Origin of the sequence: Rhodomicrobium sp. Az07 (genome assembly GCF_018619475.1) — a bacterium.
In the GTDB taxonomy this organism is placed as follows: Bacteria; Pseudomonadota; Alphaproteobacteria; order Rhizobiales; family Rhodomicrobiaceae; genus Rhodomicrobium.
The window spans coordinates 1-24,813 of the sequence record NZ_JAHFZG010000008.1; the positions used below are offsets into that span (position 1 = coordinate 1).

At 61.9% G+C, this 24,813-nt stretch carries 23 protein-coding genes; 6 read left to right on the top strand and 17 right to left on the bottom strand.

Annotated elements, in window-relative coordinates; genetic code table 11:
• Positions 1–183 precede the first annotated feature (183 nt).
• Positions 184–1,305, bottom strand: a complete 1,122-nt coding sequence (zapE, locus tag KKP04_RS07520; RefSeq protein ID WP_215028692.1) for a cell division protein ZapE — start codon at positions 1,303–1,305, stop codon at positions 184–186.
• A gap of 6 nt (positions 1,306–1,311) precedes the next feature.
• Positions 1,312–3,174, bottom strand: a complete 1,863-nt coding sequence (locus KKP04_RS07525) for a zinc-ribbon domain-containing protein (protein WP_215028694.1) — start codon at positions 3,172–3,174, stop codon at positions 1,312–1,314.
• A 118-nt stretch (positions 3,175–3,292) separates the two neighbouring features.
• On the opposite strand from KKP04_RS07525, the gene ftsE reads away from it, so the two are divergent.
• The 4 genes from ftsE to KKP04_RS07545 all read left to right on the top strand — a co-directional run bounded on the left by ftsE (position 3,293) and on the right by KKP04_RS07545 (position 6,584).
• Positions 3,293–3,970 carry a cell division ATP-binding protein FtsE gene (gene ftsE / locus KKP04_RS07530; RefSeq protein WP_215028696.1) on the top strand — a complete coding sequence of 226 codons (678 nt, stop codon included), beginning with the start codon at positions 3,293–3,295 and terminating at the stop codon, positions 3,968–3,970.
• A gap of 61 nt (positions 3,971–4,031) precedes the next feature.
• On the top strand, positions 4,032–5,009 hold the full coding sequence (locus KKP04_RS07535) for an ABC transporter permease (RefSeq protein WP_215028697.1): 978 nt from the start codon (positions 4,032–4,034) through the stop codon (positions 5,007–5,009).
• 71 nt (positions 5,010–5,080) lie between these two features.
• Positions 5,081–5,776 (top strand): YdcF family protein, encoded by a 696-nt coding sequence (locus KKP04_RS07540; protein WP_215028699.1) that lies wholly within the window; start codon positions 5,081–5,083, stop codon positions 5,774–5,776.
• On the top strand, positions 5,760–6,584 hold the full coding sequence (locus KKP04_RS07545) for a 1-acyl-sn-glycerol-3-phosphate acyltransferase (RefSeq protein ID WP_215028707.1): 825 nt from the start codon (positions 5,760–5,762) through the stop codon (positions 6,582–6,584). Before KKP04_RS07540 ends, KKP04_RS07545 begins: the two co-directional genes overlap by 17 nt.
• Positions 6,585–6,622: 38 nt before the next feature.
• Here KKP04_RS07545 and KKP04_RS07550 read toward each other — a convergent pair whose 3' ends face one another.
• The 12 genes from KKP04_RS07550 to KKP04_RS07605 all read right to left on the bottom strand — a co-directional run bounded on the left by KKP04_RS07550 (position 6,623) and on the right by KKP04_RS07605 (position 18,508).
• A complete protein-coding gene (locus KKP04_RS07550) occupies positions 6,623–7,429 on the bottom strand; it encodes an exodeoxyribonuclease III (RefSeq protein WP_215029063.1) in 807 nt (268 codons plus the stop codon).
• Between the two features lie 240 nt (positions 7,430–7,669).
• Positions 7,670–8,539: an outer-membrane lipoprotein carrier protein LolA gene (locus tag KKP04_RS07555; protein ID WP_215028709.1), complete on the bottom strand. Its 870-nt coding sequence runs from the start codon at positions 8,537–8,539 to the stop codon at positions 7,670–7,672.
• A gap of 145 nt (positions 8,540–8,684) precedes the next feature.
• Positions 8,685–11,381: a DNA translocase FtsK gene (locus KKP04_RS07560; protein WP_215028711.1), complete on the bottom strand. Its 2,697-nt coding sequence runs from the start codon at positions 11,379–11,381 to the stop codon at positions 8,685–8,687.
• Positions 11,382–11,435: 54 nt separating this feature from the next.
• Positions 11,436–12,623 (bottom strand): aminotransferase class I/II-fold pyridoxal phosphate-dependent enzyme, encoded by a 1,188-nt coding sequence (locus tag KKP04_RS07565; RefSeq protein ID WP_371818728.1) that lies wholly within the window; start codon positions 12,621–12,623, stop codon positions 11,436–11,438.
• 367 nt (positions 12,624–12,990) lie between these two features.
• A complete protein-coding gene (locus KKP04_RS07570; RefSeq protein WP_251133971.1) occupies positions 12,991–14,466 on the bottom strand; it encodes an ammonium transporter in 1,476 nt (491 codons plus the stop codon).
• 16 nt (positions 14,467–14,482) lie between these two features.
• The gene (locus KKP04_RS07575; RefSeq protein WP_215029069.1) at positions 14,483–14,821 is read right to left on the bottom strand and encodes a P-II family nitrogen regulator; all 339 of its coding nucleotides are present in this window, start codon (positions 14,819–14,821) and stop codon (positions 14,483–14,485) included.
• Between the two features lie 498 nt (positions 14,822–15,319).
• The gene (locus tag KKP04_RS07580; protein ID WP_215028716.1) at positions 15,320–15,673 is read right to left on the bottom strand and encodes a NifB/NifX family molybdenum-iron cluster-binding protein; all 354 of its coding nucleotides are present in this window, start codon (positions 15,671–15,673) and stop codon (positions 15,320–15,322) included.
• On the bottom strand, positions 15,670–16,551 hold the full coding sequence (locus tag KKP04_RS07585) for an ATP-binding protein (protein ID WP_215028718.1): 882 nt from the start codon (positions 16,549–16,551) through the stop codon (positions 15,670–15,672). The genes KKP04_RS07580 and KKP04_RS07585 overlap by 4 nt, the downstream gene beginning before the upstream one ends.
• On the bottom strand, positions 16,548–17,381 hold the full coding sequence (locus tag KKP04_RS07590) for an ATP-binding protein (protein WP_215028720.1): 834 nt from the start codon (positions 17,379–17,381) through the stop codon (positions 16,548–16,550). Before KKP04_RS07590 ends, KKP04_RS07585 begins: the two co-directional genes overlap by 4 nt.
• Positions 17,378–17,716 carry a NifB/NifX family molybdenum-iron cluster-binding protein gene (locus tag KKP04_RS07595; protein ID WP_215028722.1) on the bottom strand — a complete coding sequence of 113 codons (339 nt, stop codon included), beginning with the start codon at positions 17,714–17,716 and terminating at the stop codon, positions 17,378–17,380. The genes KKP04_RS07590 and KKP04_RS07595 overlap by 4 nt, the downstream gene beginning before the upstream one ends.
• A gap of 194 nt (positions 17,717–17,910) precedes the next feature.
• Positions 17,911–18,165, bottom strand: a complete 255-nt coding sequence (locus KKP04_RS15905; RefSeq protein WP_371818729.1) for a DUF5320 family protein — start codon at positions 18,163–18,165, stop codon at positions 17,911–17,913.
• Positions 18,149–18,508: a DUF134 domain-containing protein gene (locus KKP04_RS07605; protein ID WP_215028729.1), complete on the bottom strand. Its 360-nt coding sequence runs from the start codon at positions 18,506–18,508 to the stop codon at positions 18,149–18,151. Before KKP04_RS07605 ends, KKP04_RS15905 begins: the two co-directional genes overlap by 17 nt.
• A gap of 220 nt (positions 18,509–18,728) precedes the next feature.
• On the opposite strand from KKP04_RS07605, the gene KKP04_RS07610 reads away from it, so the two are divergent.
• Positions 18,729–19,094, top strand: a complete 366-nt coding sequence (locus tag KKP04_RS07610) for an iron-sulfur cluster assembly accessory protein (protein ID WP_251133972.1) — start codon at positions 18,729–18,731, stop codon at positions 19,092–19,094.
• Positions 19,095–19,344: 250 nt separating this feature from the next.
• On the opposite strand, the gene KKP04_RS07615 is transcribed toward KKP04_RS07610, so the two are convergent.
• From KKP04_RS07615 to KKP04_RS07625, 3 genes are all read right to left on the bottom strand, one after another.
• Positions 19,345–21,624 carry a TonB-dependent receptor gene (locus KKP04_RS07615; protein WP_215028734.1) on the bottom strand — a complete coding sequence of 760 codons (2,280 nt, stop codon included), beginning with the start codon at positions 21,622–21,624 and terminating at the stop codon, positions 19,345–19,347.
• Between the two features lie 100 nt (positions 21,625–21,724).
• Positions 21,725–22,714: a FecR domain-containing protein gene (locus KKP04_RS07620; RefSeq protein ID WP_215028736.1), complete on the bottom strand. Its 990-nt coding sequence runs from the start codon at positions 22,712–22,714 to the stop codon at positions 21,725–21,727.
• A 229-nt stretch (positions 22,715–22,943) separates the two neighbouring features.
• Complete coding sequence (locus KKP04_RS07625) at positions 22,944–23,465, bottom strand: RNA polymerase sigma factor (protein WP_215028739.1); 522 nt, start codon at positions 23,463–23,465, stop codon at positions 22,944–22,946.
• 415 nt (positions 23,466–23,880) lie between these two features.
• Here KKP04_RS07625 and KKP04_RS07630 point away from each other — a divergent pair, with 415 nt between their 5' ends.
• Positions 23,881–24,813 (top strand): siderophore ABC transporter substrate-binding protein, encoded by a 933-nt coding sequence (locus KKP04_RS07630; RefSeq protein ID WP_371818730.1) that lies wholly within the window; start codon positions 23,881–23,883, stop codon positions 24,811–24,813.

Sequence of the window (24,813 nt, forward strand, 5' to 3'; positions counted from 1 at the left end):
CTCAGTGATAGGACTACGACCAGGATTAGACATAAGACGATCCCTCAAGGAACCGTCACACTCGCAGCCGTTCGAGCAAAATGGAAGGTGAGGTCAGAACACCGCTTACGACAATCCCAGCGCCCATAACCGCGATGGGCTTGCACCCCCGCCCTCTTCATCAGGTCGCCCTCGGGGCAATCCCTATTCCGCGGCATCCGCCTCGCGGCTCGCCGCCGCCTTCGTGAAATACTCCGGCGAGCGTATCTCAATGAGCCGTGACGCCGTGCGCTCGAAAAGCTCCGCGCCGTCGCCAGCCTTGTAGAGATCGTCCGGCTGCGCATCCGCCGAGGCGACAAGGCCGATCCTAGCGTCGTAAAGCGCATCAATAAACGTGATGAAACGGCGCGCCGCGTTCCGGTCGGCAGGTGTCATGACCGGAATGCCGTCCACGAAGATGGTGTGATAGTGGCGGACGAGCGCCAGATAGTCGGCGGCGGCGGTCGGCTGCTCGAACAGATCCGCGAAGGTGAAACGCGCCGCGCCGAGGCATGCGCGCGGGACGTGAAGCTCGCGGCCGACTACCGGAATGGTCTCGGATACACACGGTTCGCCGAAAGTAAGCTTCTTCCAAAGCTCGTCCATTGCTGCTTTTGCGGCATCATCGGCGGGCGTGAAATACAGCGCGCCGTGGGTCAGGTGCTGAAGGCGATAATCCTGCGCGGATTCGAGTTGCAGAACTTCCAGCGTGTTCTCGATCAGAGTGATGAACGGAACGAACTGGTCGCGGTTGCGCCCGTTCTTGTAAAGCTGCGTCGGGTGAGCGTTCGAGGTGAGGACGACGACCGTCCCGGCCTCAAATAGCGTCGCGAAAAGGCGGCTGACGATGGTCGCGTCGGCGATGTCTGTGACGAAAAGCTCGTCGAGGCACAGAAGGCGCGCCTCGGCCGCGATTGCCTTCGCCACGGACACGATCGGGTCGTCCTTGGCTTCGCGCCGCGCCACCGTCAATGCTGCATGGACATCGGCCATGAACTCGTGAAAGTGCGCGCGCCGCTTCTTCTCGACCGGCGCTTCCTGATAGAAAAGGTCCATGAGCATCGTCTTGCCACGACCAACCGCGCCAAAGACGTAAAGTCCCTTCGGCACCTCGCCGCGCTTTCGCGTGAAGAAGGAGAAGAAGTCCGTCTTCGTCGGCGCGACATAAAGCGCAAGCCGGTTCGTGAGAATTTGCAACTTTTCGACGGCGAGCGCCTGCGCAGGGTCGGGCGCGATCTTGCCCTCCGCCAGAAGTCGGCGGTAACGTTCCAGGAGACCGGCTGACATTATGGGCTAACGGACTTTCTTGAGCGCGAGTTCGATGGAAGACAATGTCGGGCTCGGCGAAACCAGTTCAATGTCGAAGTCTTCGCGCTGCCTCGACCTTATCTTGGTAGCTCCGCTTCTGAGCGCGGCGGAGTATTCCCGGTCGAGCGCCGGATCGCGATCCTTGATGGTGATTGTAAAGTCGGGCACTTTTACCTTGCGCTTCGACGTGTTGTATATGGCTCCGCTGACGAGAAGCGTGGGCTTGCCATCCGTAATCGTCCATTTGTATGTGACGGTATCGAAAGAGAGCGGCTGCACCGTGACGGGCATTCCGAAAGCGCTGTAAAGCGGCGCAAGCCCCGGCGCGGAATCGGCGACGATGTCGCGAAAAGCGAAAAGCCCGACCACAAGCCCGGTGGCCACGGTCACGAAAAGCCCCCACGCAGCGGCAACGGCAAGGCTTCCGAAACCACGGCGAGCGACGCCGGACGATTCCTGCGTTTCTTCGATTTCGCGCGCGAGACGAGGATCGAAACCGGCTTCGTCGGCCTCTTCGGCAGCCGGGGATGCCTCGGCCGGGATGGGCGCGCGCACCTGGGGGCGCTTCCAGATCGCCGCGAGATCGCCCTGTAGATCGTCCTCTGCGCTCTGTTCCTGGCGTGGCCCAGCGGCCGCGCGAAGATGGCTTTCCAGCTCCTCGGCAAGATCCTTGTCGTCCGACGCATCGGAGAATTGCGCCTTCATCGCCTCGCGAAGCATGGCTTCGGGATCGCCTGCGGGCGCGGCCAGCTTTATGGAACGGCCAACGTCCCCCCCTGCTCCCGCACCGTCTTCCCGGCGTTCGTCTTCAGGTGCCCGCCATGCGTTGCGATCGTACTTCCCGCCCCGCCACTCGTCGGTGCCTTGCGCTGCGAGCGAGGCCGTGTGCTGCCCGCCTGAAGCCTCGCTGCGGATAGCACCGGAGGGCTCCCTCGCAGGCGCCAACTCGCTGACAGGCGCCGTCATCGGGGATGCGAAGCCCGCGGGGGACGCGCGGCCGTCATTCAGACTCGAAAAAACGCCGCGAACGGCCTCGCGGGCCTCCTCCAGCGTGCGCAAATCGGGTCCAGCCAACTCGGCCGCTTCCGCTTCAGCGGCGTGCGGTTGCCGGGGGAAGGGGATCGTCTCGGCGATCTGCGGCGAAGCGGCCGCAGCTGCTATCGTGGAAGGCTCGTCGTCTTTCTGCTTGGAACGGCGGCGAAAACTGCCGAACCAGCTGACCTTGCCATCTTCGGATGGAGCATCCTGCCCGCTATCGTCTCCGGGGTGTTGTTCTGCCGCATCGGCCTGCGTTGGATGCCCGACGTGTGCTGCGGCTGCCTCCGGCTGACTATGAATGTGAGCGACTTCTTCGGCTGTGCGCTCATCCTCGGCGTGTGAGGGCGCTGGAACGGCGTCCGCCTCTGCGCCTGCGGGGACATCGACCTCGTCGCGCAAATCGGCGTCTTCGCGGGGCCAGGCGTCGCGGAACGAAGAGGGGCGCGCTTCCGGCGCATCCTCGTCGCCATGCGCGGGTTCATCCGCCACATGCCGCGCGGCGGCTTTGTCTTCATTCTCGCGAACATCCGGTGAGTTATCCTCACGCTCCGGCTGGGAAGATGCCTCGGCCGCCCATTGCCGCCGCAGTTCCGCGGCAAGGTCGCGCTTCTGACGCTCCTCGGAGATAGCGGACTCGTGTTCGGAAACCTGCTGCGTTTCGACGTCATAGGTCTCGTGCGGTTCCTCCGCCGCGTCGGGCATCGCACGCCAGACCGTGCCGCATTTGGCACAGCGGACGGAGCGGCCTTCCGGCGGCAGCGTTGCCTTGATGTCGTAGCGCGTCGTGCATGCCGGGCATTCGATGATCATCGGATCAACTCTGTTCTTCGTTTTCCGCTACCGCCGTCTCGGCTTTGTCGAAATCAATTGCTAGATCGACCTGGGCTTATCATAAATCGGCTCGGGAGCGAACAGCAGGGTTGAGGTTGTGAATACCGGTCATGCTCTTATTCGATTCGAGAATGTCGGTCTCCGTTACGGAGCCGGCCAGGAAGTCCTGCGCGACGTAAATTTTCATTTGCATCCCGGCTCGTTTCACTTCCTCACCGGACCGTCCGGCGCGGGAAAGACAACGCTTCTCCGCATGCTGTTCATGTCGCTCAGGCCGACGCGCGGCCTCGTCTACCTTTTCGGACGAAATATCGCCAAGAATACGACGAGTCAGCGCGCGGATCTGCGTCGGCGCATCGGCATCGTGTTTCAGGATTTCCGCCTGCTCGACCACCTCACCACATGGGAGAACGTGGCGCTTCCGCTCCGCGTGATGGGCCGCAAGCAGAGCGACTATCAGGACGATGTGACGGAACTCCTGCGCTGGGTGGGCCTCGGCGACCGCATGCACGCTTTCCCGGCGGTGCTTTCGGGCGGTGAGAAGCAGCGCGCGGCCATCGCGCGCGCCGTGATCGCGAAGCCGGAACTTCTCCTCGCCGACGAACCGACCGGCAACGTCGACCCGCAGATGGCGCGTCGCCTTCTTCGCCTGTTCATCGAGTTGAACCGGCTCGGTACGTCGATCATCATCGCGACCCACGACTATCAGCTCATGTCCCAGTTCCCGGCGGCGCGCATGCAGCTTGAAAACGGCCGCCTGGAAATGCACGAGTAGCGAAGTGGCCATGAGTGCCATCGAATCATGAGTATCGTCGAACCATGAGTACCGTTGAACCATGAGTACCGTTGAACCCGCGTCCTCGCTTCCCGTCCTCTACAAGACGCGCAAGCAGTCGCAACCCAAATACGCCCGGTCGAACGCGCCGATCGTGCCGCCGGGATCGGTCACGGGGCGCTCGCTCGCGCTCGTGATCGCGATCATGGGGTTCCTCGCCTCGATCACCGCTTGCGGCGTTTACATCGTCTTCAACGCCGCCAATGTCTGGACCGACAGGATTTCGGCCGAAATCACCGTCCAGATCCAGCCGCACGCCGACGCTTCGGGCGAAGACAGAACCGCCGATATCGTGCAATTTCTGAAAGACCAGAACGGCATCGCTCGCGTCACGCCGTTTTCGCAAGAGCAGTCGCTGAAGCTCGTCGAACCGTGGATCGGCCGCTCCGAGGTGCTCAAGAGCTTCGCGATTCCGAAGCTCGTCGCGGTTCAGATCGATACGTCGAGCCCGCCGGACATCGCCACACTGAAAACCGTGCTGGAATCGAAGTTTCCGGGTGCGTTTCTCGACGATCACGGGCTCTGGCGCAACGAAATCCGGCGTCTTACGCGGCTCCTCGAAATCGGCGGTATCGGCATGCTGTTCCTGATGGCGGCGGCGACGGCGGCTGTGATCGTTGCGGCGGCGACGAGCGCTCTGGCCTCGAACCGCGAGATCGTGTCCGTGTTGAACCTTGTAGGTGCGGAGGAAAAATTCATCGCGCGCCAGTTCGAGACGCATTTCGTCAAGGTCGGCGTCAGGGCCGGAGTTTTCGGAGCGGGGCTCGCGGCGCTTCTCTTTCTCAGCCTGCCCTACATCACCGAAGGCATCAGCACGTCTGCGACGTCAGCGGCCGAGATCCGCCGCCTTGTCGGCGCGGGCACGCTCGATATCGGCGGGTACGCCGTGCTTGTGCTTGTGGTTGTGGCGGTCGCGCTCATCTGCAAGCTCACCTCACGTTATGGCGTGCGCAGAATCCTCAATCACCAGAACAGCTAAGGTTAATGGTTGAGGAACGCGATTCAAAAATCATAGGCAACTCCCCGGCCCGGCGGTATACTGCCGATGCAATGAGCACCGATGGCGACAGGACTTGCCCACGTAATCTGCTCGCTCCGAGAGCGATCCTGCGGCGCGTGGTCCGCATAACCGCGCTTCTCTCCTTCGCGATCATGTGCGGCTTTCTCATATTCGCGTATTCCGTCAGTATCATGCCCGCGGCGCAACTGAAGGACGCCGACGCCATCGTCGCGCTCACGGGCGACGAGGAGCGCATCGCCGCCGCCGTGCGCCTTCTGTCCGAGGGCAAGGCGCGCCGCCTCCTGATTTCGGGCGTGCACAAGACGACGCGCGCGCCGCAGATCATGAGCCTCACGACATCACGCGGGTCGCGAAACTCGTCGCTGTTTTCCTGCTGCGTCGATCTCGACAATGCCCACAACACCGAAGCCAATGCGCTGGAGACCACGAACTGGGTGCGAAAGCGCGGCTATCGGTCGATCATCGTCGTCACCTCCACCTACCACATGCCGCGCGCGCTGATCGAATTGCATCAGGCGATGCGGGACGTGGAGCTTGTCCCCTACCCGGTCCGGGCGCCTCGCCTCGACGAGCGGTGGTGGCGCGATTCGCGCACTGCGTGGGTTCTCTGGAAGGAGTATATGAAGTACATTACGGCGATGGCGCGCTATGGCGCGAACTCCATCTCCAACGCTTCCGCCAGAAACGAACACCAGCCACATTTCATCAATGCGCGCGCCAGCTAAAGCCCTCCTCTATTTCCGATCCGCGCTCTTCGTTTCGATCCTTTACGTCACCTGGGCGGTCTTCCTGATCCTCGGAAGCTGGCTGCTGCTCCCGTTCGTGCCGCGCCGGTGGGCGATGGCGGCGCTGAAACTGCACGGCGACGTGTCGCAAGGGCTGTTGCGCGCGATCTGCGGCACGAAAATGGAGGTGCGCGGGCGAGAGAAGCTTCTGCCGGGACCGTGCATCGTCGCCGCGAAGCATCAGGCCGCGTGGGATACTTTCGCGCCGCTGTCGCTCATGCGCGATCCGGCGCTCGTGATGAAGGCGGAGCTGCTTGCGATCCCGCTCTACGGCCGCTTTTGCAAGAAATTCGAACTCATCCCGATTCAACGCGAGCTAGGTCCGGCGGCGCTGCGCCAGATGATGCGTGAGGCCCGCAGCCGCGCCGCGCAAGGCCGCGAGATCGTGATCTTTCCCGAGGGCACGCGGGCCGCGCCGGGAGCCGCTCCCGACTACAAGCCGGGCATCATTGTCCTCTATCAGGATCTGAAAGTGCCGGTGTGCCCGATGGCGCTGAACTCCGGCATGTTCTGGCCGCGCCACTCCTTCCTGCGCTATCCCGGCACCATCGTCGTGGAATTCCTCGATCCGATCCCGCCGGGGCTGCCTAAGCAGGAGTTCATGCAGCGGCTTGAAAGCGAGATCGAAACGGCGTCGGAGCGCCTACGCCTTGAAGCGCGCCGCGAGCTTGAAATTCTGGGATATGCGCAGCCCCCGATCGCTGATTTGTCTTTCATAGGCAAGGAAAGCCGCGCCGTGCGCGAGTGATCGCCGAACGCATTGCCGGGCTCGTGCCGAAGTAGCTCCTAATTTTCAAATTCAAGCGTGATCGGCACATGGTCGGATGGCCCCGGCCAGCCGCGCGCTTCCTTCAGCACGGTGACGTCGCGCGTGCGCCCGGCCATCGCGGCGCTGCCCCATATGTGGTCGAGCCGCCGCCCGCGATCCGACGCCGTCCAGTCCGCCGCGCGATAGCTCCACCAGCTGTAAATCTTCTGCTCGGGCGGGACAATCTTGCGGACGAGGTCTACCCAGCGGCCATCATCGCGCACCTTCGTCAGCGCCTCCACCTCGACGGGCGTGTGGCTCACCACCTTCAGAAGCTGCTTGTGCGACCACACGTCGGTTTCGAGCGGCGCAACGTTGAAGTCGCCGACGAGCACGGCGTTCGCGTCGTCCGCCCAGCCGCGCTCCCACTTCGCCAGCGCTGCCAGATAGGCGAGCTTTTGCCTGAATTTCGGGTTCAGCTCCGGGTCCGGTATGTCGCCGCCAGCGGGCACATAGATATTATGCACGGCTAGCGTGCCGCCGCCTGGCAACGCCACCTTGCACCCGAGATGGCGGGCTTCTTCAGTCCCGCAGAAACTCTGACGCGGCAGCGGTTCGAGCGGCAGCTTCGACAGCGTCGCCACGCCATGATAGCCCGCCTGCCCGCAGATCGCGATGTGGGGGAAGCCAAGTTCGCGGAAGCCGTCGGCCGGGAAAAGCTCGTCGCGGCATTTGATTTCCTGAAGGCAGAGAATATCCGGCCGCGTCTCGCGGATGAAGCGCGCGACAAGATCGAAGCGAAGCCTGACCGAATTGATATTCCAGGTGCTGATGCGAAGTGTCATGGACATGAAAAAAGCGCCCAACTCCGGCGAAGGTTGGGCGCTTTTGCGTTTTCACGCATGCGTCGGGAGGGAAGCCGACGCTGAGAGGTTGACGCCTTCGGCTAGACGGGGGGGCACTACCGATGGTGACTAGCATCAACCTCTCTATGCAAGGTAGGATAGCACGGCCCCGACCGATTGCAAATGAAAAATCGGCAATTCGCGCCTTGACAGTGGCGAATCTATCGCAGCTTGGGCGTGTCAATTCACCGGCTTGAAGCCAATCGTCTGCGAAAATTCGAACACATCGGGCGCCGGTTCCATATTTTCCTCAAGATCCGCGACCTCGATCTTCGTGTTGAGACCCTGCGCGTCGGTGATGATCCACTCCTTCAACACCATGTCGGGCGTCGAGAACATGAGCCGGATGCGTCCCGAGCCGTCGCCTTTCTTGTCCTCGACGGTGAGAACGACAACCTCTGCGCCATGCTCGACACCGATGATGTTGGCGTCGTTCAAGAGATCCACATGTTCGGAGAGCAAGAGGCGGAACGGCGTAACCTCCAGCGGATAGCGATCCGAGGTGTTGAGGTCGTGGTCCTCGATGGCGAGATATTTGCCGTTCGCGATGATCTTGAGCCTGCTCGGCGCGCCGTAGTCGAAACGGACCTTACCGCCGCGCGCGAGGTAGAACTTGCCGCGCTTCTGCTTGGTATCCGGGTCCGTCTGGATGAACACCCCCTGAAGAAATGTCATCTTGTTGAAATAATCGTTGATCTTGGCGACGATTTCGAGATCGCCTTCCTGAATGGACGGGGCAGCCGGTTCGGCGATCGCATCGGGCTGCTGTGCAAGGTCGGTCTGCCAGGCCGGCGCGGACGTCGATGCCGTTCCGCCGATGGGGCTTGTCGGTTTCGGCGGGGCCGAGGGCTCGGTTTGAGCCGGGAACGGTTCCTTTGGCGCATCAGGCGCCGTCGGAGCGGGCGCGACGGAAGGAGCCGGATACGTTTTCTGGACTTCCGTTTGGCCGCCCTGTGCGAAAACCGCGTTTGTTGCGCCAGCCGCCAGCAACGCGCCAAACGCAACCCGCGCCCCTGATCCCAATAAGCTCGAAATGACGCGCTTGCTCATGCCTCGATAGCCCCTGTGAAAAGCTCATAACTTTTCGGTTATGAATTTGCATGAAAGCGTCAAATTCGCGGCGGAAACTGCTTAGTGCCCGATAATCGCTTCGGAACCGGCCCGCGCGAGCAAGTGAAATACGTGGCGCGCACCGCTAACTTGCCTTGTGCCGCTCCTCCATCAGGATTTCCCGCCGCCCGGTGCGGCCCGGCGAGCCGACGATGCCCTCCTGCTCCATCCGCTCGATGAGAGATGCGGCGCGGTTGTAACCGATGCCGAGACGGCGCTGGAGATAGCTGGTCGTCGGCTTCCTGTCCTTCAGCACGATGTCCACGGCGGATGCATAAAGATCGCCGCTGTCGCCCCCGCCGCCCTTGCGGGGCGCTTCGTCTTCCGCGTCGGGGTCTTCGAGGATATCGTCGCGGTAGTTCGGGAAGCCCTGCGCCTTCAGGTGCGCCGCCACGTGCTCCACTTCTTCGTCGGACACGAACGGCCCGTGCGCGCGAATGATGCGCCCGCCCGCCGCCATGTAGAGCATGTCGCCCGCGCCGAGGAGTTGTTCCGCGCCCTGCTCGCCGATGATGGTGCGGCTGTCGATCTTCGACGTGACCTGAAAGCTGATGCGGCTCGGGAAGTTCGCCTTGATGGTGCCGGTGACGACGTCCACGCTCGGGCGCTGCGTCGCCATGATGAGATGGATGCCCGCCGCGCGCGCCATTTGGGAAAGCCGCTGCACGGCGAATTCGATGTCCTTGCCCGCCACCATCATCAGGTCGGCCATCTCGTCGATGACCACCACAATGTACGTCATCGGGACCGGATCGAAGATTTCCTCTTCCTCGATCGGCTCGTCCGTGACCGGATCGAAGCCGGTCTGAATCACGCGCTTCAGAGGCTGCCCGCGAAGCTGCGCCGCGGCGACCTTTGAATTATAGCTCGTGATGTTGCGCACGCCGAGCTTCGACATCTTCTCGTAGCGCGAGTTCATCTCCTTGACCGTCCACTTCAGCGCGGCGACGGCCTTTTTCGGGTCTGTGACGACGGGCGCGAGCAGATGCGGGATGCCGTCATAGACTGAAAGCTCCAGCATCTTCGGGTCGATCATGATGAAATTGCACTGGCTCGGCGGCAGGCGGTAGAGCAGCGACAGGATCATCGTGTTGATCCCGACCGACTTGCCGGAGCCGGTCGTGCCCGCGATCAGCAGATGCGGCATGCGGGCGAGATCCACCACGATGGGCTCGCCGCCGATGGACTTGCCGAGCGCGAGCGGAAGCGCGGCCTGGCTGTCCTGAAATGCATTCGACTCGATGATGCCGCGCAGCGAGACCATTTCGCGCTTGGGATTGGGCAATTCGATGCCGATGGCGTCGCGGCCGGGGACCACGGCGACGCGCGCCGAGACGGCGCTCATGGACCGTGCGATGTCGTCGGCGAGGCCCACCACGCGCGAGGACTTCGTGCCGCGCGCGGGCTCAAGCTCGAACAGCGTGATGACAGGGCCGGGATAGATGCCCGACATCTTGCCCTTCACGCCGAAATCGCCCAGCACGCCCATCAGTGCGGACGAGCGTTGCATCAGCATGGGATCGTGCGCGCCGGGCCGTTCCGAAGTGGCTGCCGGCGGCGACAACAGCGAGAGCGGCGGCAACGCGGAGGTGAAGTGTTCGAGCACGTCGTCGTCGGTACGAAGCGCAGGCTCGTCGTTGGCGGGCTTCACATAGATGAGCGGCTTCTGGCGTTTGACGGCGGCGGCGGCCGCCGCGCTCGTCTCGATGATCCTGTGTGCACTGCTCATCGCCGTTTCCATGGCCTTGCCGGTGAAGCGGCGGATCGGCGAAACCGGCTCGCCGTCATCTTCTGGCGTTCCGTTCGCCATGGCGCCCGCAGAGGGCACCGGCCCGCGCCGCGCTCCGAAGAACGGTTCGATGCGCACATCGTCGAAAAGGCCGTCCGGCTCCGCCTCGACATGTCGCGCTTCGGAACCGCCGAACGAAGGCGAGGGGCGGCTGCCCCAATCCGAGAAGGGCGAAGGCTCCACGGCCTTCGGCGCGGGCTTTTTCGGCGCTTTTGCAGGAGCGGGCGACGGAGCGGCGGGCGGCGGCGTTTCGTCGCGAACGCGCGCGAGCCAGTAGTCGCCGGGATGGGCGAAAGCCTGGAGCGCCCCGCTGCCTTGCTGAGAGACGCGCTTCGCCCAAGCCGCCGCCTTGTCGATCAGCGGCTCTTCCTTGGCTTTCGCCTTGGCCTTGCCTTTCGCCGGAGCTTCGCTGCCCAACTGGAACGCTGCGGGGAGAACCTTCGAATTCAGCCCGCAGGCCCGAAGCAGGCACCAGCCGCCAGCGGGAAGCAGGATCAGGCCGAGCAGCGGCCAGAGGAGGGAAGGCGCGACAGCCGACGTCGCTTTTGCCGCGAGCGCAACTGCGAAATCGCCTGCTATGCCGCCGAGCCCGGTATCCAATACCCAGCTTTTGGGCGTCGGGAACATGGCGAAGAACGCGGGCACGAGCAGCCCCGCCGCCGCCCAGTATGAGAGGCGAAGGCGCGGACGCGAAGGGATGTGCCCGCCCGAGATCCGGAAGCCGAACACCGAAATCGGAAAAACGAGGAAGGGCGAGGCAAGTCCGAATGCCTGCATCATTGCGTCGGCGACGCTCGCGCCGCGATGACCGAGCCAGTTATGCGGTTGCGATGTGGTGGCGTAGCTTGGGCTCGGGTCGCCGTAGGACCAGCTTATCAGCGCGAGCCAGATTGCTATCGCGATGGCGACCAGCGAGAAGCCCAGAACGCGCCAGGGCAGACGCCGCAACTCGGCCGCCAGCGCTTTCGGCAGAAACCTTTGCCTCGACTCCATGCGCGCACGCCACCCCACGAAAATACCCGACTCATGGCCGAACTCGTCTTCCGGTCACAACAGCATCGACGCGAGGCGATCCACCGCGTCGCGCGTCACGTCGAGCGGGTCCACCAGCGCGAGCCGGACGTAATCGTCCGCCGGATTGAAGCCGCGTTCGTCCGGTTGCGCCAGAAAGGCCCCAGGCAGCACTTTGACACCGCATCCTTTCCAAATGGTTTTTGCGGCTTCGACACCTCCACCTAAATGCGAGAGATCGAGCCAAAGGAACATGCCGCCCGCCGGCTCGTAATAATTCGGCAGGGCGCCGAGCTTTTCGCTCGCGGCGGCGATCTTCGCCTGATAGAGCGCGCGGCTTTCGGCGGCGTGCGCGTCGTCGGACCAAAGCGCCACCGAGGCATGCTGGATGGGGATCGGCACCTGCGGACAGGCCACATTCCGATATTGCAGATAGTCCTTCAGGAAGCCCGCGTCACCCGCGATGAAGCCCGACCGAAGCCCCGGCGCATTCGAGCGCTTCGACAGCGAATTGAAGACGAGCACGCGGTCAAGATCGCCGGTCCGCGCGGCCACCTGAAGCGCGCTTGCGGGCGGTTCGTTCTGGTAAATCTCCGAATAACATTCGTCCGAGAAAACATAGAAAGCGTGACGGCGGGCGAGCGCGATCAGCCGCTCGAAATAGGCGGCGGGCGCAATCACGCCTTGCGGGTTTGCGGGCGAGGCGATGTAGAAGGCCGCCGTGCGGTCGAGAAGCTGCGGGTCGAGTGCGTCGAGATCGGGCAGGAAACCGCTCGCGGCGGTCGCGGAGAGCATCACCGCTTCGCAACCCGCCGTAAGCGCGCCAGCGTAGTACGCCTGATAGAACGGATTCGGCATCAGCACGGCGGCGCCGCGCACGTTCTTCTTCGCCGCCGCGAGCGTCATGGCCGAAACAAGCCCCTCGCGCGTGCCGCATAGCGGGAGAATGTGCCTGTCGGGATCGACGACGCCCGACGCCAGCGTGTAACGGCGCGCGAGCCATGCCGCGATGGCGTGGCGCAGTTCCGCGATCCCGTTGATCGGCGGATATTTCGAGAAGCTTCGCCAATGTTCGGCGATGATGTCGGCCGCAAACGACGGCACGCCGTGGCGCGGCTCGCCGATGGTCATGTCGATGGGAGAAGCGCCGGCCTTCAGCCCTTCGATGAGGTCGCGAAGGCGCGGGAATGGCGACTGAATCGTGGAAAGCGAGGTTTCGGACACGGGCACATACCGGGTTGCTTCAACGTGAAGTCGCGGAGTCTAGCACCGTGAGCCCGAAGGCAAAACCCTGGAGCCCGTTCCGATCTGATTGAATCGCAATCAGATCGGTAAAACGGTCTCTTCTTTGAAGGACAGGTTGGGTCAACCTGATCGGATCCGGCTCTAGGCGGCGAAGAAAAAAGCCCGAGAGATGGGGTCCCGGGCTTGCCTGCCGCCGCGCCGACCGCCGGGAGGAAGGCGTTCGGCGGCGAGAGCGTTTTCGAGCGAAGTCGAAGCCGTTTCGCTGCAAGCGCCGAATAGAGTGGTGCTTTGCAGCGAAACGCTGCTTCGAGGAGGTAGCGGACGGCGCTTGCGCCGTCCGCGCCGATTACATGTTGTACGCGCGTTCGCCGTGCTCGGAGATGTCGAGACCTTCGCGCTCTTTCTCCGTGGAGACGCGCAGACCGACGACGACCGAGATGACGAGGAACACGATCAAGCTGCCCACGATGGACCAGCCACCCGTAATGCCGATAGCCTTGATCTGGATCAGAACCTGGGAAGCGATGTCGTAGACTTCGGAGCCGTTGCCCATGCCGCCGTAGAGCGGAGCCGCAACAACACCGGTGCCGATCGCGCCGACGATACCGCCGATCGCATGAACGCCGAATACGTCGAGCGTATCGTCATAGCCGAGCGCGCTCTTCACCGACGTGCAGAAGAAGAAGCAAACCGCCCCGGCGATGAGGCCAAGCACAAGTGCACCGTTCGTGCCGGCAAAACCGGCCGCCGGGGTCACAGCAACGAGGCCGGCGACGACGCCCGAAGCGAGACCGAGCAGACTGGGCTTGCCCTTGAAGAGCCACTCGACGAGAAGCCAGGAGAGGCCCGCGGCCGCCGTCGCAATGAAGGTGTTTGCCATGGCGAGAACCGCAGTGCCGTTCGCCTGGAGAGCGGAACCCGCGTTGAAGCCGAACCAGCCCACCCACAGAAGCGCGGCGCCGACCATGGTCAGCGTAAGCGAATGTGGCGGCATTGGTTCCTTGCCGTAACCGATGCGGCGGCCGACGAGAAGCGCGCCGATCAGGCCAGCGATGCCGGCGTTGATGTGAACGACGGTGCCGCCCGCGAAGTCGAGAGCGCCCATCTGGAAGGCGATGCCGGAACTCGCCCAAACCATGTGCGCGATCGGAATGTATACCAGCGTCGACCAGAGAAGAGCGAAGAGGACGACCGCTGAAAACTTCATGCGCTCGGCAAAAGATCCGATTGCCAGCGCGGTCGTGATCGCCGCAAAGGTCATCTGGAAGCTGACGAACACAAGTTCATGAATACTGCCACCGTCCAGCACAGTCGATGCAGTGACGCCAGACAGGAATAGTTTCGAGAAATCGCCAACGAATTGACCAAGCGCGCCCTCGGCGGTACCGAACGCCAGGCTGTAACCGTAAATGAACCAGACCACGCAGACGAGACACTGGATCAGCAGGACCTGCGTGAGGATAGAAAGCATGTTCTTGGTGCGGACCATGCCGCCGTAGAACAGCGCGACGCCGGGGACCGTCATCAGAAGAACGAGCAGGGTGGACGTCATCATCCATGCGTCGTCGGCCTTGTTGGCCACTGCGGCGACCGTTTCAGCCACGTTCGTGGCAGCGGATGCGGCGGCATCCGTTGCAGCAGCGGCGGCATCCGTTGCAGCAGCGACGGCGTCCGTTGCAGCAGCGGCGGCTGCTTCCGGCGCCGCAGCGGCGGCGTCCGTTGCCGCAGTCGCGGCGTCCTGGGCGAGCGATGGATCGACGAGAGCCATCGCCCCCAGGGCTGTTGCCCCTAGAAGAGCTAGATTACGCCAGACAGGTGTCATAGATTTCCCCTTCTTACTAAAGAGCATCAGCGTCGGATTCGCCCGTGCGGATGCGCACCGTATGTTCGATCGTCGACACGAAAATCTTGCCGTCTCCGATCTGCCCCGTTTTCGCCGCCGAAGTAATTGCTTCGATGACTTTATCAACCTGCTCGTCGACCACCACGACTTCGATCTTGATCTTCGGAACGAAGTTCACTTCGTATTCCGCGCCACGATAGATTTCGGTATGCCCCTTCTGACGGCCGTAGCCTTTGACTTCGCTGACCGTAAGCCCTTCGATGCTGAGACCGTCGAGGGCTTGACGGACTTCTTCCAGCTTGAATGGCTTGATGATCGCCACCACCAGTTTCATGTTGTGATCCTCCAATTTCCTGCCTCGAACACGCTCATTCTCTAACGTATCCGCGCGATAGGAAAGGTGATCGCGAAGACACGGCTGTCGCAGCGACATCAAAAGCTGTGCCAAAGGCGAGCGCTCGTCCATGCGACACGGAGCGCCGCGAATCGACCTTAAACTTACCGCTTTGCGGATGAGGGCACGAAAATTGGGCGCTTATTTCTAAAGCACTCGCAACATTTTGCCTAAAGTTTGGGCGTCGTGCTCTGTTTATCGGCACTACTGTCCGCGCACGGGAGGGTAGCGGGGCGCTTGGACACTCAGGCGAGGATTGGTTCACGCATTACATCAGCCAAGGTGTAGCTTTTATGCAACGTCTGCGCCCTTCGTAAATTGCCTGACGCCGCTTGGGCCTCGGCGCAGCATTCAAAAGCGGCGCGCGTTCAGGGCGCGCCGCTTTCGTGGCCTGTGGACGAGAACGCGATCTCCGCTGCGTTGCCTTTACTTCAAGCGTCAATCGTGATCGCAATCGTGATGGCTGCAACCGTTCGCTGTCGTTTCCATCTGTCCATGAAGATAGGCGGCGGCAAGTCGTTCAGGGGTATCGACCGGCGCGCCGCTGACCACTTCGATCCCTTTCTGCGCGAAGAGATCCAGAGCGCGCGCGCCCATGCCGCCGCAAATGACCAGGGTGACGCCGCGCTCGGCAAGCCACACAGGCAGCAGGCCGGGCTCATGCGGAGGCGCATCGATATCGCGCCGCTCCGTTACAGCATTGGCCGCGTCGGTCTCAATCAGCGCGAAGCTGGCGCAATGGCCGAAATGCGGCGCGAGTTTCCCGTCTTCGAGCGGAATTGCGATGATCATGTCAGGGTATCCTTTCCGATGTTTTGTTGAAGGGTATTCCAGATGTCTTCGATGTCGCCGGCGCAGGGGGCGCCGGTCTCGACAACGGCTTTTGCCTGTTTCTGCGCTTCTGTGACGCCGCCGTCGTAGCGGACGCGTCCGAGGACGATTGCTCCCGCCGCTGCCGCCCGCGTCTCGATCCGGGCCGCCATCTCGGGGCAGATGTCCCATTTGTTGATGCAGACAAACGCCGGTACGTTGAAATGACGGGTCAGTTCCAGCGCGCGCATCAGATCGTGTTCGCCCGACATCGAGGGTTCCGTCACCATGACAACCGCCGAAGCGCCAGTGATCGAGGCAATCGCGGAGCAGCCGATCCCCGGCGGGCCGTCGATGAGGATCGTCTCACGTTGCGTTTCTTCGGCCAGACGCCGCGCTTCCTGGCGAACGAGCGAAACCAGCTTTCCGGAGTTTTCAGCCGCGACGCCGAGCTTTGCGTGAATCATCGGCCCCGCGCGGGTGTCCGAACTCATCCAGACGCCGCACAGACGTTCCTGCATCTCGATCGCCCCGTGCGGACAGAAATGAGCGCATACGCCGCACCCTTCGCACGCCGTTGAATCGACGTGATATTTCCCGTCCTTCTTTCCGATCGCGTCGAAGCGGCAAAGCCTGGAGCAAACGCCATGAGGCGTGCAGAGTTGCGGATCGATGACGGCTTCATGGCCGCTCCAGAAGTCGTGAAATTCCCTGACGGTCGGCGTCAGTATCAGGTGCAGATCCGCCGCGTCGACGTCGCAATCCGCCAACACGGCAGTTTTCGCCAGGAGTGCGAAGCTCGCGGTGAGGCTCGTCTTGCCGGTGCCGCCCTTGCCGCTGATGACGACGATTTCCCTCATGCCGCCGCCTCGCAAATCGTGTTCAGCAACGCGGAAAAAAGCGGCCTCGCGTCGGGCAGCGCAGCCAGAAGCGGGGTTCCTTTTGCATACGCTTCCGCGATCCGCCGGTCGTCCGGGATTTCCGCGAGCAGCGATATTCCTTCCTTGTCGAGATAAGGGCGAACAAGATCGTCGCTTCCGGTCGCGCGGTTGATGACGGCTCCGAACGGGAGCCCAAGTTCGCGCACCATTTCCACGGCAAGCGTCAAATCGTTCAGGCCGAAAGGCGTCGGCTCGGTCACCAGCACGACGAAATCCGCACCGCGCAAGGTCGCGACGACCGGGCACGACGTTCCGGGCGGCGCATCCATGATGAGGAGGCCGCCTTGCGCCTCTTCCTTGACGGCGTGGATGAGGGGCGGCGTGAGCGTCACTCCAACGTCGAGACGACCTTGGACGAGCGTGATCGCGCCGCTCTGCAACGTTTCAACGACGCCGATGCGCCGGGGAATTTCGCGAATGGCCTTTCGCGGGCAGACGCGCACGCAGCCGCCGCAGCCGTGACAGAGTTCGGGCACGATGAAGGGCGTTGCGCCCAAGGATACAATCGCGTTGTACCTGCAGAACGCACTGCATTCATTGCAGCCGTTGCACCGCGTCGCATCGATTTCGGGAACGGGGATCGTCACCACCCGCTGGCTTTTCATGGCGCCGCTCAGGAAAAGATGGACGTTCGGCGCCTCGACATCGCAATCAAGCAGGCGCAAGGCGTGATCGGCGGCCAACGCGAGATTGACCGCCACCGTCGTTTTTCCAGTCCCGCCTTTCCCGGATGCAACAGCGATCTTCATGCTGCTGTGGCTTCCGGCAGTTTGCCCGCCCCGAAAGCTTCGAGCGCTCCCGCCACGGATACGGATTTCGCGGAATAGACTCGCACGCCGGCCTGCTTCAGGGCCCTGAACGCCTTCGGCCCGCATTCGCCCGATATCAAAACTGCCGCGCCTGCCTTGACGATGGCTTCCGCCGCCTTGATCCCTGCGCCTTGCGCGGCGGCGGCATTCGGGTTGGCGATCAAGACGAAGTCATGCGTTGCCGTATCGAAAACCATGAAGTGCGGCGCGCGGCCAAAGCGCGGATCCATGGGAGCCGCCGGGTCTGTCCCGGCCGTTGTGATGGCGATTTTCAATTTGGTTTCCCCTTGACGCGGTGCCGCCTAAGCCTGAAGCGCGTGTTGCGGCCGCACGGTTGGCAGGCGCGCCTTCCGACCAGGACTTGCATCTGATGTTTCTTGCTGGTGGTCTTGTGTGGAGCAGGCAACGGCGCAGCCGCCAAGTCGAAGCCTGCCTCGTCGCGGCGCGAAAGCGCTGCGCGCGGTTGCTCTCAGGCGCCCTGCAACGACTTCAATCGCGTCTGCAACGCGGAGATAGTAAGCTCAAGCGCGGCCGCTTCTCCGGTTTGGGAGAGTTGAGCCCGTCCGGACCATTTTTGGCGGAACCCGCCACGACCTTTGCATCCGCCGCCACTTCTACCGCGACCGCGGCCGCCAGAGGCAACACTGTCTACACGTTGACACGGACCTTTGCCTGCGCCAACCGGCCCAGTTCCGAAGGGGCCTGTCTTATCCATTATCGGCATCGTCTTTTCCTTTGTTGTCTTCAGTAGTCATCCCAGCTTCGTCTTCTTCAGAAACGAGCTGGAAATCCCCGCCCCCAATCTCCAGCGCCGCGCCTTCTACAAGCGCTATCGCCACGGACTTCCGAGCCTGCGCCAGAATGCGCGAAAACGTGGAGCGCGAAATGCCCATGAGCGCGGCGGCAGACTCGTGATCGAGCCCCTTGCCGTCCGCGAGGGAGAGAGCTTCAAGTTCTTCATCCTTGATGGCGACGATCTGAAGCTGACGTAAGGGAACGCCTTGCGGCTTGTAGAACCTCACCGCAGGATTGATCCTGATTCGTCTGCATTTTCTAGGTCTTGCCATAAGCGGACGCCACTTTTGTTATGAGCGGGTTCTCATAACAATGGTCTGCATCGCGCTCCGCGTCAAGCGTTTTTATGCACGTGCGTGCAAAAGCGGTGTAAGGCCGGTCGGCCCGACGAATTCGGAGAGTCGCTTTCCGCTGAAATTATGCGGACGAGGATGTATTTGTGTTCCCGGCGGTCGATGCCATATTCCACAGGTAAGAAAAGGGAGGCGACACTTGGGGTCTTTCGGAAAAGTCATCACGCTGACCGATGCGGCGGCGGAGCGCCTGAAGGTAATCATGGGACGATCCGAAATGCCGGTCGTCGGGCTTCGCGTGGGCGTGAAAAAGGGCGGCTGCGCTGGCATGGAATACACGATGGAGTATGCCTCCGAGACGCGTCCTCTCGAAGAGGTGGTCGAGGATAAGGGCGTGCGCATCCTCATCGAACCCTCCGCGATTCTCTATCTGCTCGGCACGGAGATGGACTACAAGACCGAGAAATTCGTTTCCGGTTTTGTTTTCAAGAACCCGAATCAGACGAGCGCTTGCGGCTGCGGTGAGAGTGTCGAGATAAGTCCTGCGCGAGTTTCGGGCGAATAATTCGATTGACGTCGGCGTTCCGCGCGCGTCCGACCTGCCCCGCAGGCCCGCGACGGAGACTACATGCGTCCGGCGCTCCGGTTTTGAGCGTGTACGGCGAAGCGCCGCGCCAAGGCGACGGGCTTTCGAGATCGAGCGCTCCATCAAACAGCGCCGGGCCGTAAATCAGAAGCGGCACGACGCTGTTAGCAGGTCTGGAGCAGGCGATATGCCTAACCGTCAGACCCGGCCGAAATCTCCTACGTCCGCATCAGAAGTCGATCTTCGTGCTGACCAGGGCGGTGCGACCGGTTTCATAGAGGGGCCGTACCACGCCGGTGCCGTATTCCAGACCGTAGGTGCCGCGGGCGGCATAAGTCGCGTCGAAGATATTTTTCACCTCGCCGCGCAGCGTCAATGACGAGAGCGACGGTGGGCGATACTCGACAAAGGCGTTGGCGACTTCGTAGCCTTCAATCTTGCCGATGCCGGTCACGGGATTCAGTAGCTTGTCGTAGTCGAAGACGATCTCGACATCGGCCCCGACTGTCAGATTCCACTGTGTGAAGGTATGCGCCACCTCAAATGTCAGCACGTCTCCGATGGGGGCAGTAAGATACTGGCCGAGATAAGTGTTAGCCGGCTGCCCATCGATTTCCGCGTCCGTGCGCGCGAAACGCACGCGCGCGAAGCCGTCGCCCCAATTATAGGCGGCGCTGAGATTGAAGCCTCGCGTTTGCACGTCGAAGGCGCGTAACGCCAAAGTAACGGGTTTGTATAGAGGCACACGCGCATTGTCGATTTCGGTCTGGAACACACCAGCTTCGAACCGGAAAGCTTCATATGGAACGACGAATCCCGCAGTGTAGTTGTCGGACGTGACAGACTTCGGCCCGTCACCGTAATTCCAGGCCGGGTTCTGGACATAGTTTTCAGCAAGTGGCACGCCCGCCCAGACATGCGAATAACCGGCCTTGGCAATAAGGAAACTGGTCAACTCGTATTCGCCCGAGACATTGCCGCTGAGGCCCTGGTCGCTCGAACTGAAGCCGTTGACGCCCTCGAAGTTCTGGTAGTCTCCGCGCATGCCGAAGGAGAGCTTCGTGCGCTCCAAAGGCGTCAGCCTTGCCTGGGCATAGGCGCCTAAATTGTTTGCCTTCTCTGCTGTTCGATAAGTGCGGTCGATGTATTCCGCGCCGTCTCGATAGAAATCGACGCCCGTAACGACGTCGCCGATGGAAAGGGCGAACTTGTTTTCCATTTTTCCGTTGAAGCTGTCGGTGATGCCCTCGCTGGTATAGCTGTATGTATCGAGGGTGGCGCCGGTATACTGGTCCACCGCGGCTTTCGAGCGGTTGTAGGCCAGCACGAACTTCGGATCCCACCAGCCCACAGGGGATGTGTCGGTATAAGTGAAGACCGTATTCTGCCGATCGAGTGTGTAGGGACGCACAGGCGGCGTCGCTGTTCCGCTGATGATCTGCAAGGCATTTGCCCGGAATGGACGCGTGGCGTCGTCGCGCAACTGCTCGTGACTGATCTCGAAGCGGTGGCCGTCAGTGCTCTGATAGGCAAACTTGCCGAGCCCGCTCACAAAGTTCGTCTCTGTCCCGAGCACCTCCTGACCGTTGCCGGAAGTGAACTCACTGCCTTTGGCGAAGTTGAAGGAGCCGAGCGCCTCGAAACCGTTCTGACGGCCGTAGACAGCGAGATTATTGGTCGAAGTATTGCTGTTGAAATTGTAAGTCGTCTTCAGGAAACCGCCGAGGCCATCCTTGGCAAGGAGATCGGCCACGTCTTTGGTCTCGTAAGCGATAGCGCCTCCAAGCGCGCCGGGGCCCGCATCGGCGGGAGCCACGCCCGCATCGACGCGCACGGCCTTGAGGAGGCTCGGATCGATAATCGTCGTCGCATTGTGGTGGAAGACCTTGTTGTTCTGGCGCGAGCCGTCGATCGAGACGGCGAGATTGGTTTCCTCGATACCCTGCACATAGACCTTCTGGGACATTGGCAGCGAGGAGCCGACGGTAATGCGCGGCTCTCCGCGGAACACGGCTCTGATGTCGTTCGCGTTGCGACGTTCGAGATCCGCGCTCGTAACGTTGACCTCGCTGACGCCGCCTCGCCCGATACCGTCTCCCGCGCCCCTGACGTCTATCGTATCGAGAGCGATGCCTTCGCCGGGCGCGAGACCGCCGTCGCCTCCGCCCGCGTCACCGCCCTGCGCCTCGATCGCGACCGTGCGCGAACCCGTGAAGCGATAGTTCAGGCCCGAACCGGCGAGGATCGCCCTGAGCGCCGTCTCGGCTGAATACTGGCCGCTCACCGCCTGCGAGGTTCCGCCGATCGCGCCCGCACCCGGACGCACCACCTGGATTCCGGTCGCCGCCGTGAAATCGGCTAGGGCCGAGAGACGCCGTTTTGCTGGAATATTGAAGTCGTAGGTCGCATTCGCCTGCGCCGACGCCTGATGAATATCGGCAACGAAAAGCGACAACGCGCACATCGATACACCGCAGCTCAACGCTGCGGCCCTCACGTATTTCTGCATAGTTTGATGCCCCACACCCACACTCGGGGCACGCGTCCGGCGGCCCCACCCAGATGTTCAACGGGCAGGAGGGGCAAACCCCGCAAAAAAACTGAAATTTTCAGCGATAGATCAGCGTGGCGAAACCTGGAACGGATAGTATCTTGAGTTTTAGCGCGCTTTGCAGCGCCTCCAGCACGGCGCCTGGGTCGTCGGCGCGGAAAGTGCCGGAGAGCGTGAGATGCTTTAGCGCCGGATTGGCGAACACCACGCGGCCCGGTGCCATTTTGCCCAGTTCTTCGACGACGTGCGAGAGTGGGACTCGGTCAAGGATGATCAATCCCCGACGCCAGGCCATTGCCTGCTCGGGATCGACTGCCACCGGGGAGCCTAGACTCCCGTTCTGAAGCGCGACGCTCTGCCACGCCGCCAGCCGAACCGGCCCGCGCGCAACTTCGACATCGGACACGGCGACCTCGCCGCGTTCGACTGTGACGACACCGGCCTCGCGGTCGACCCCGAAGGCGGTGCCGAGCACCCGCGAATCGACGCGCCCGGCATGGACGGCGAAAGGACGCGCGGCATCCGCGACCACATCAAACCAGACCCGGCCGCGTAGCAGGGTGATCTCGCGGAGTTCCCCGCCCATGCGGCTGTTTAGCGCTGTATCGCCGTCAAGAAAGGCCGTCGTGCCATCGGCGAGTCGCACTTCACGCCGTTCGCCGGGACGCGTCGCGACATCGGCGAAAGCACGGTCGAGCATGCCGGTATCGCGCCAAACCGCGACACCGCCTGCCAGCGCCACGGTGACGATGGCGGCAGCGGCGAACCTGAAGCCTCCGGTCAGCCATCCACGCGGTTGCAGCGCTGGACGGTCGGTGACACGATGCCAGCCGGTTGCAGCAAGCTGCGCTGCGGGGCGGTCGAGCGCATCCCACAGTTCGGAGACCTCGCGCATCGCATCATGATGGGCAGGATCGGCCATGAGCCAAGCCCGGTAGGTGCGTCGCGTCTCTTCAGAGGCGAGTGGGTTATTGAGGCGTACGAACCATTCGGTTGCCTCGCGCGAAGCCCGCTTGCGGTCGTCGCTGTGGTCGGATGCGGATTCCATCTCCAAGCATTCACTCTCGCAAAGCGTCCACTCTTAAAGCACCGCCCCACTTTATATATATCTTCATGCAGACTGAAACCTGGTGTTCAGGCCAGTCGATGCCGGGTGGAAGGGTTGGCCCGTTCTGCGGCATGCACTCTCTTTCTTGCAAACAACATCGAGCTGCGGAAGCATAGCCAACGAGAGCGGGGAGCGCTCGCACTAAGTTCACAATAAAGCCAGCGTCGCCTCAGGTTTTTTCGCGCCGTCGCTTCCAGTTGCGACAGAATTCGAGGGCGGAGATCATTTCCTTCTCGACGGTAGAGACCGAAATGCCCAAGGCGCGGGCAATCTGGGGATAGGTCATGCCGTCGATCTTGCTAAGAAGCAAGATGCGCTGGGTGCGACGTGGCAGCGTCTCGAGCGCGCGCATCAGCGCATGGAACTCCATCCGGCTCGCAACCGCGTCCTCCGGACAAACCTCACCGGCCTGCACCTGCTCGCTCGACACGCTCTCGGCATAGGACGCGCGTACCTTCTCAGCCCGCACGGCATCGAGCGCAAGATTGCGTGCCGTCGTGACTACCAGACCGACATCACGGCCTCGTACATCGCGATTCATGAGCTTGAGAAAGGTGTCGTGAACGACATCCTCCGCCGTGTGTGCATTACCTGTGATACGCCGGACCAGCCGCTGTAGCCGACCTTGTTCGGCCCCGAAGATGTTGACCAGTTCCGTAGCAGACGGCGTGGCCCTTTCATCGTTCCCCATCAGCCGCTCCGGATACACAGCATCCATAAGAATAGGATAACCAGCTTTATTTATAGTGGTTCTAAGCTGTAGGTTTCATGCTCTATCCATTAACAGCACTCTTCCAGATATCTGTCAACGCCAGCTCGGCATTGCTTATCCTAATGTATTTCAAACACTTATGATCGAAAACGTTTGAAAGAGAGAAAAACAGACGAAGGAATGCTACGACCTGATAGCAAAGTCCTACTTTGAAGTGTAGTTATCTACCGTTGCAACCTGATTTAAGCACGATATTGGCGGAAAATAATTCGACAATCGTTTAATTATTCTAAGTCTATGTTGATTTTTTACTTTAAGATAGCTGGCGCTTCAGTTTTGAGCGTGTTAAGGCATTGCGCCCTTTCGCAAGACGGACAAAAAAAGGACGCGTGCCGTGCTAGCCAAAACCCTTCGTCATGCCGCGCTGGTGCTGGCATTCGCATTGCCGGTTTCGATCTCGTCGGCGGGTGCGCGGGCCGAATTCGTCATCGAGCACGCGCAAGGCCGCACCGTGCTGCCGAAGAAGCCCGATAAGGTGCTCGTTCTCGACATCAACACGCTCGACATCGCTGACGCGCTCGGGGCGCAGCCCGCCGGTGTGCTGGGGTCGAACCTTCCGCCATGGCTCAGGAAATATGCCGCTCCGAGATACGCCCGAATGGGCACTTTGTTTGAGCCGGATCTTGAAGCCATCAACGCTGCGAGCGCCGACCTCGCCATTGTCGGAATGCGCTCGCGCGGCAAGCTGAAAGATGTGGCAGCGCTCGTGCCCGCCATCGATCTCTCGTTCGATCAGGATAAAATCGTGGAGAGCGTGAAGGCCAACATCACGAAGGTCGGCGCGATTTTCGGCAAGGAGGCGGAGGCGGCGCGCCTCGTGGCCGATCTTGACGCGAGGGTGGCGAAGCTCAGGGATAGCGCAGCCGGTGCGGGAACGGCGCTTATCCTCGTTGTGAATGGCGGCAAGGTCGGTGCGTACGGGCCGACGTCGCGCATCGGCTGGCTGCACCGCGAACTCGGCTTCAAGACGGTCGAAAGCAGGATCGACGACCGCTTCCATGGCGGCGACGTGGTTTCGTTCGAGTACATCCTTGATAAAAATCCCGACTGGATCTTCGTGATCGACCGGGATGCGGCTGTCGGGACCGCTAAAACGGGCGGTGCGGCGGCTGCCGTGCTCGACAATGAACTCGTCCGTCAGACGAGCGCCGCGAAACTCGGCCGCATCGTGTACCTTGACCCCGCTGCCGCCTATATCGCGCCGGGAGGTTATACCGCGCTCACGATTTTGACCGGGCAGATCCAGGCCACGCTGGACCGGAAATAA

Coding starts and splice junctions, on each gene's coding strand:
- KKP04_RS07560 (WP_215028711.1), bottom strand. CDS start 11,381: ATGGAGTCGAGGCAAAGGTTTCTGCCGAAAGCGCTGGCGGCCGAGTTG.
- KKP04_RS07540 (WP_215028699.1), top strand. CDS start 5,081: ATGAGCACCGATGGCGACAGGACTTGCCCACGTAATCTGCTCGCTCCG.
- KKP04_RS07570 (WP_251133971.1), bottom strand. CDS start 14,466: ATGACACCTGTCTGGCGTAATCTAGCTCTTCTAGGGGCAACAGCCCTG.
- KKP04_RS07615 (WP_215028734.1), bottom strand. CDS start 21,624: ATGCAGAAATACGTGAGGGCCGCAGCGTTGAGCTGCGGTGTATCGATG.
- KKP04_RS07580 (WP_215028716.1), bottom strand. CDS start 15,673: ATGATCATCGCAATTCCGCTCGAAGACGGGAAACTCGCGCCGCATTTC.
- KKP04_RS07620 (WP_215028736.1), bottom strand. CDS start 22,714: ATGGAATCCGCATCCGACCACAGCGACGACCGCAAGCGGGCTTCGCGC.
- KKP04_RS07585 (WP_215028718.1), bottom strand. CDS start 16,551: ATGAGGGAAATCGTCGTCATCAGCGGCAAGGGCGGCACCGGCAAGACG.
- zapE (WP_215028692.1), bottom strand. CDS start 1,305: ATGTCAGCCGGTCTCCTGGAACGTTACCGCCGACTTCTGGCGGAGGGC.
- KKP04_RS07525 (WP_215028694.1), bottom strand. CDS start 3,174: ATGATCATCGAATGCCCGGCATGCACGACGCGCTACGACATCAAGGCA.
- KKP04_RS07605 (WP_215028729.1), bottom strand. CDS start 18,508: ATGGCAAGACCTAGAAAATGCAGACGAATCAGGATCAATCCTGCGGTG.
- KKP04_RS07590 (WP_215028720.1), bottom strand. CDS start 17,381: ATGAAGATCGCTGTTGCATCCGGGAAAGGCGGGACTGGAAAAACGACG.
- KKP04_RS07555 (WP_215028709.1), bottom strand. CDS start 8,539: ATGAGCAAGCGCGTCATTTCGAGCTTATTGGGATCAGGGGCGCGGGTT.
- KKP04_RS15905 (WP_371818729.1), bottom strand. CDS start 18,165: ATGCCGATAATGGATAAGACAGGCCCCTTCGGAACTGGGCCGGTTGGC.
- KKP04_RS07575 (WP_215029069.1), bottom strand. CDS start 14,821: ATGAAACTGGTGGTGGCGATCATCAAGCCATTCAAGCTGGAAGAAGTC.
- KKP04_RS07625 (WP_215028739.1), bottom strand. CDS start 23,465: ATGGGGAACGATGAAAGGGCCACGCCGTCTGCTACGGAACTGGTCAAC.
- KKP04_RS07545 (WP_215028707.1), top strand. CDS start 5,760: ATGCGCGCGCCAGCTAAAGCCCTCCTCTATTTCCGATCCGCGCTCTTC.
- KKP04_RS07550 (WP_215029063.1), bottom strand. CDS start 7,429: ATGACACTTCGCATCAGCACCTGGAATATCAATTCGGTCAGGCTTCGC.
- KKP04_RS07535 (WP_215028697.1), top strand. CDS start 4,032: ATGAGTACCGTTGAACCCGCGTCCTCGCTTCCCGTCCTCTACAAGACG.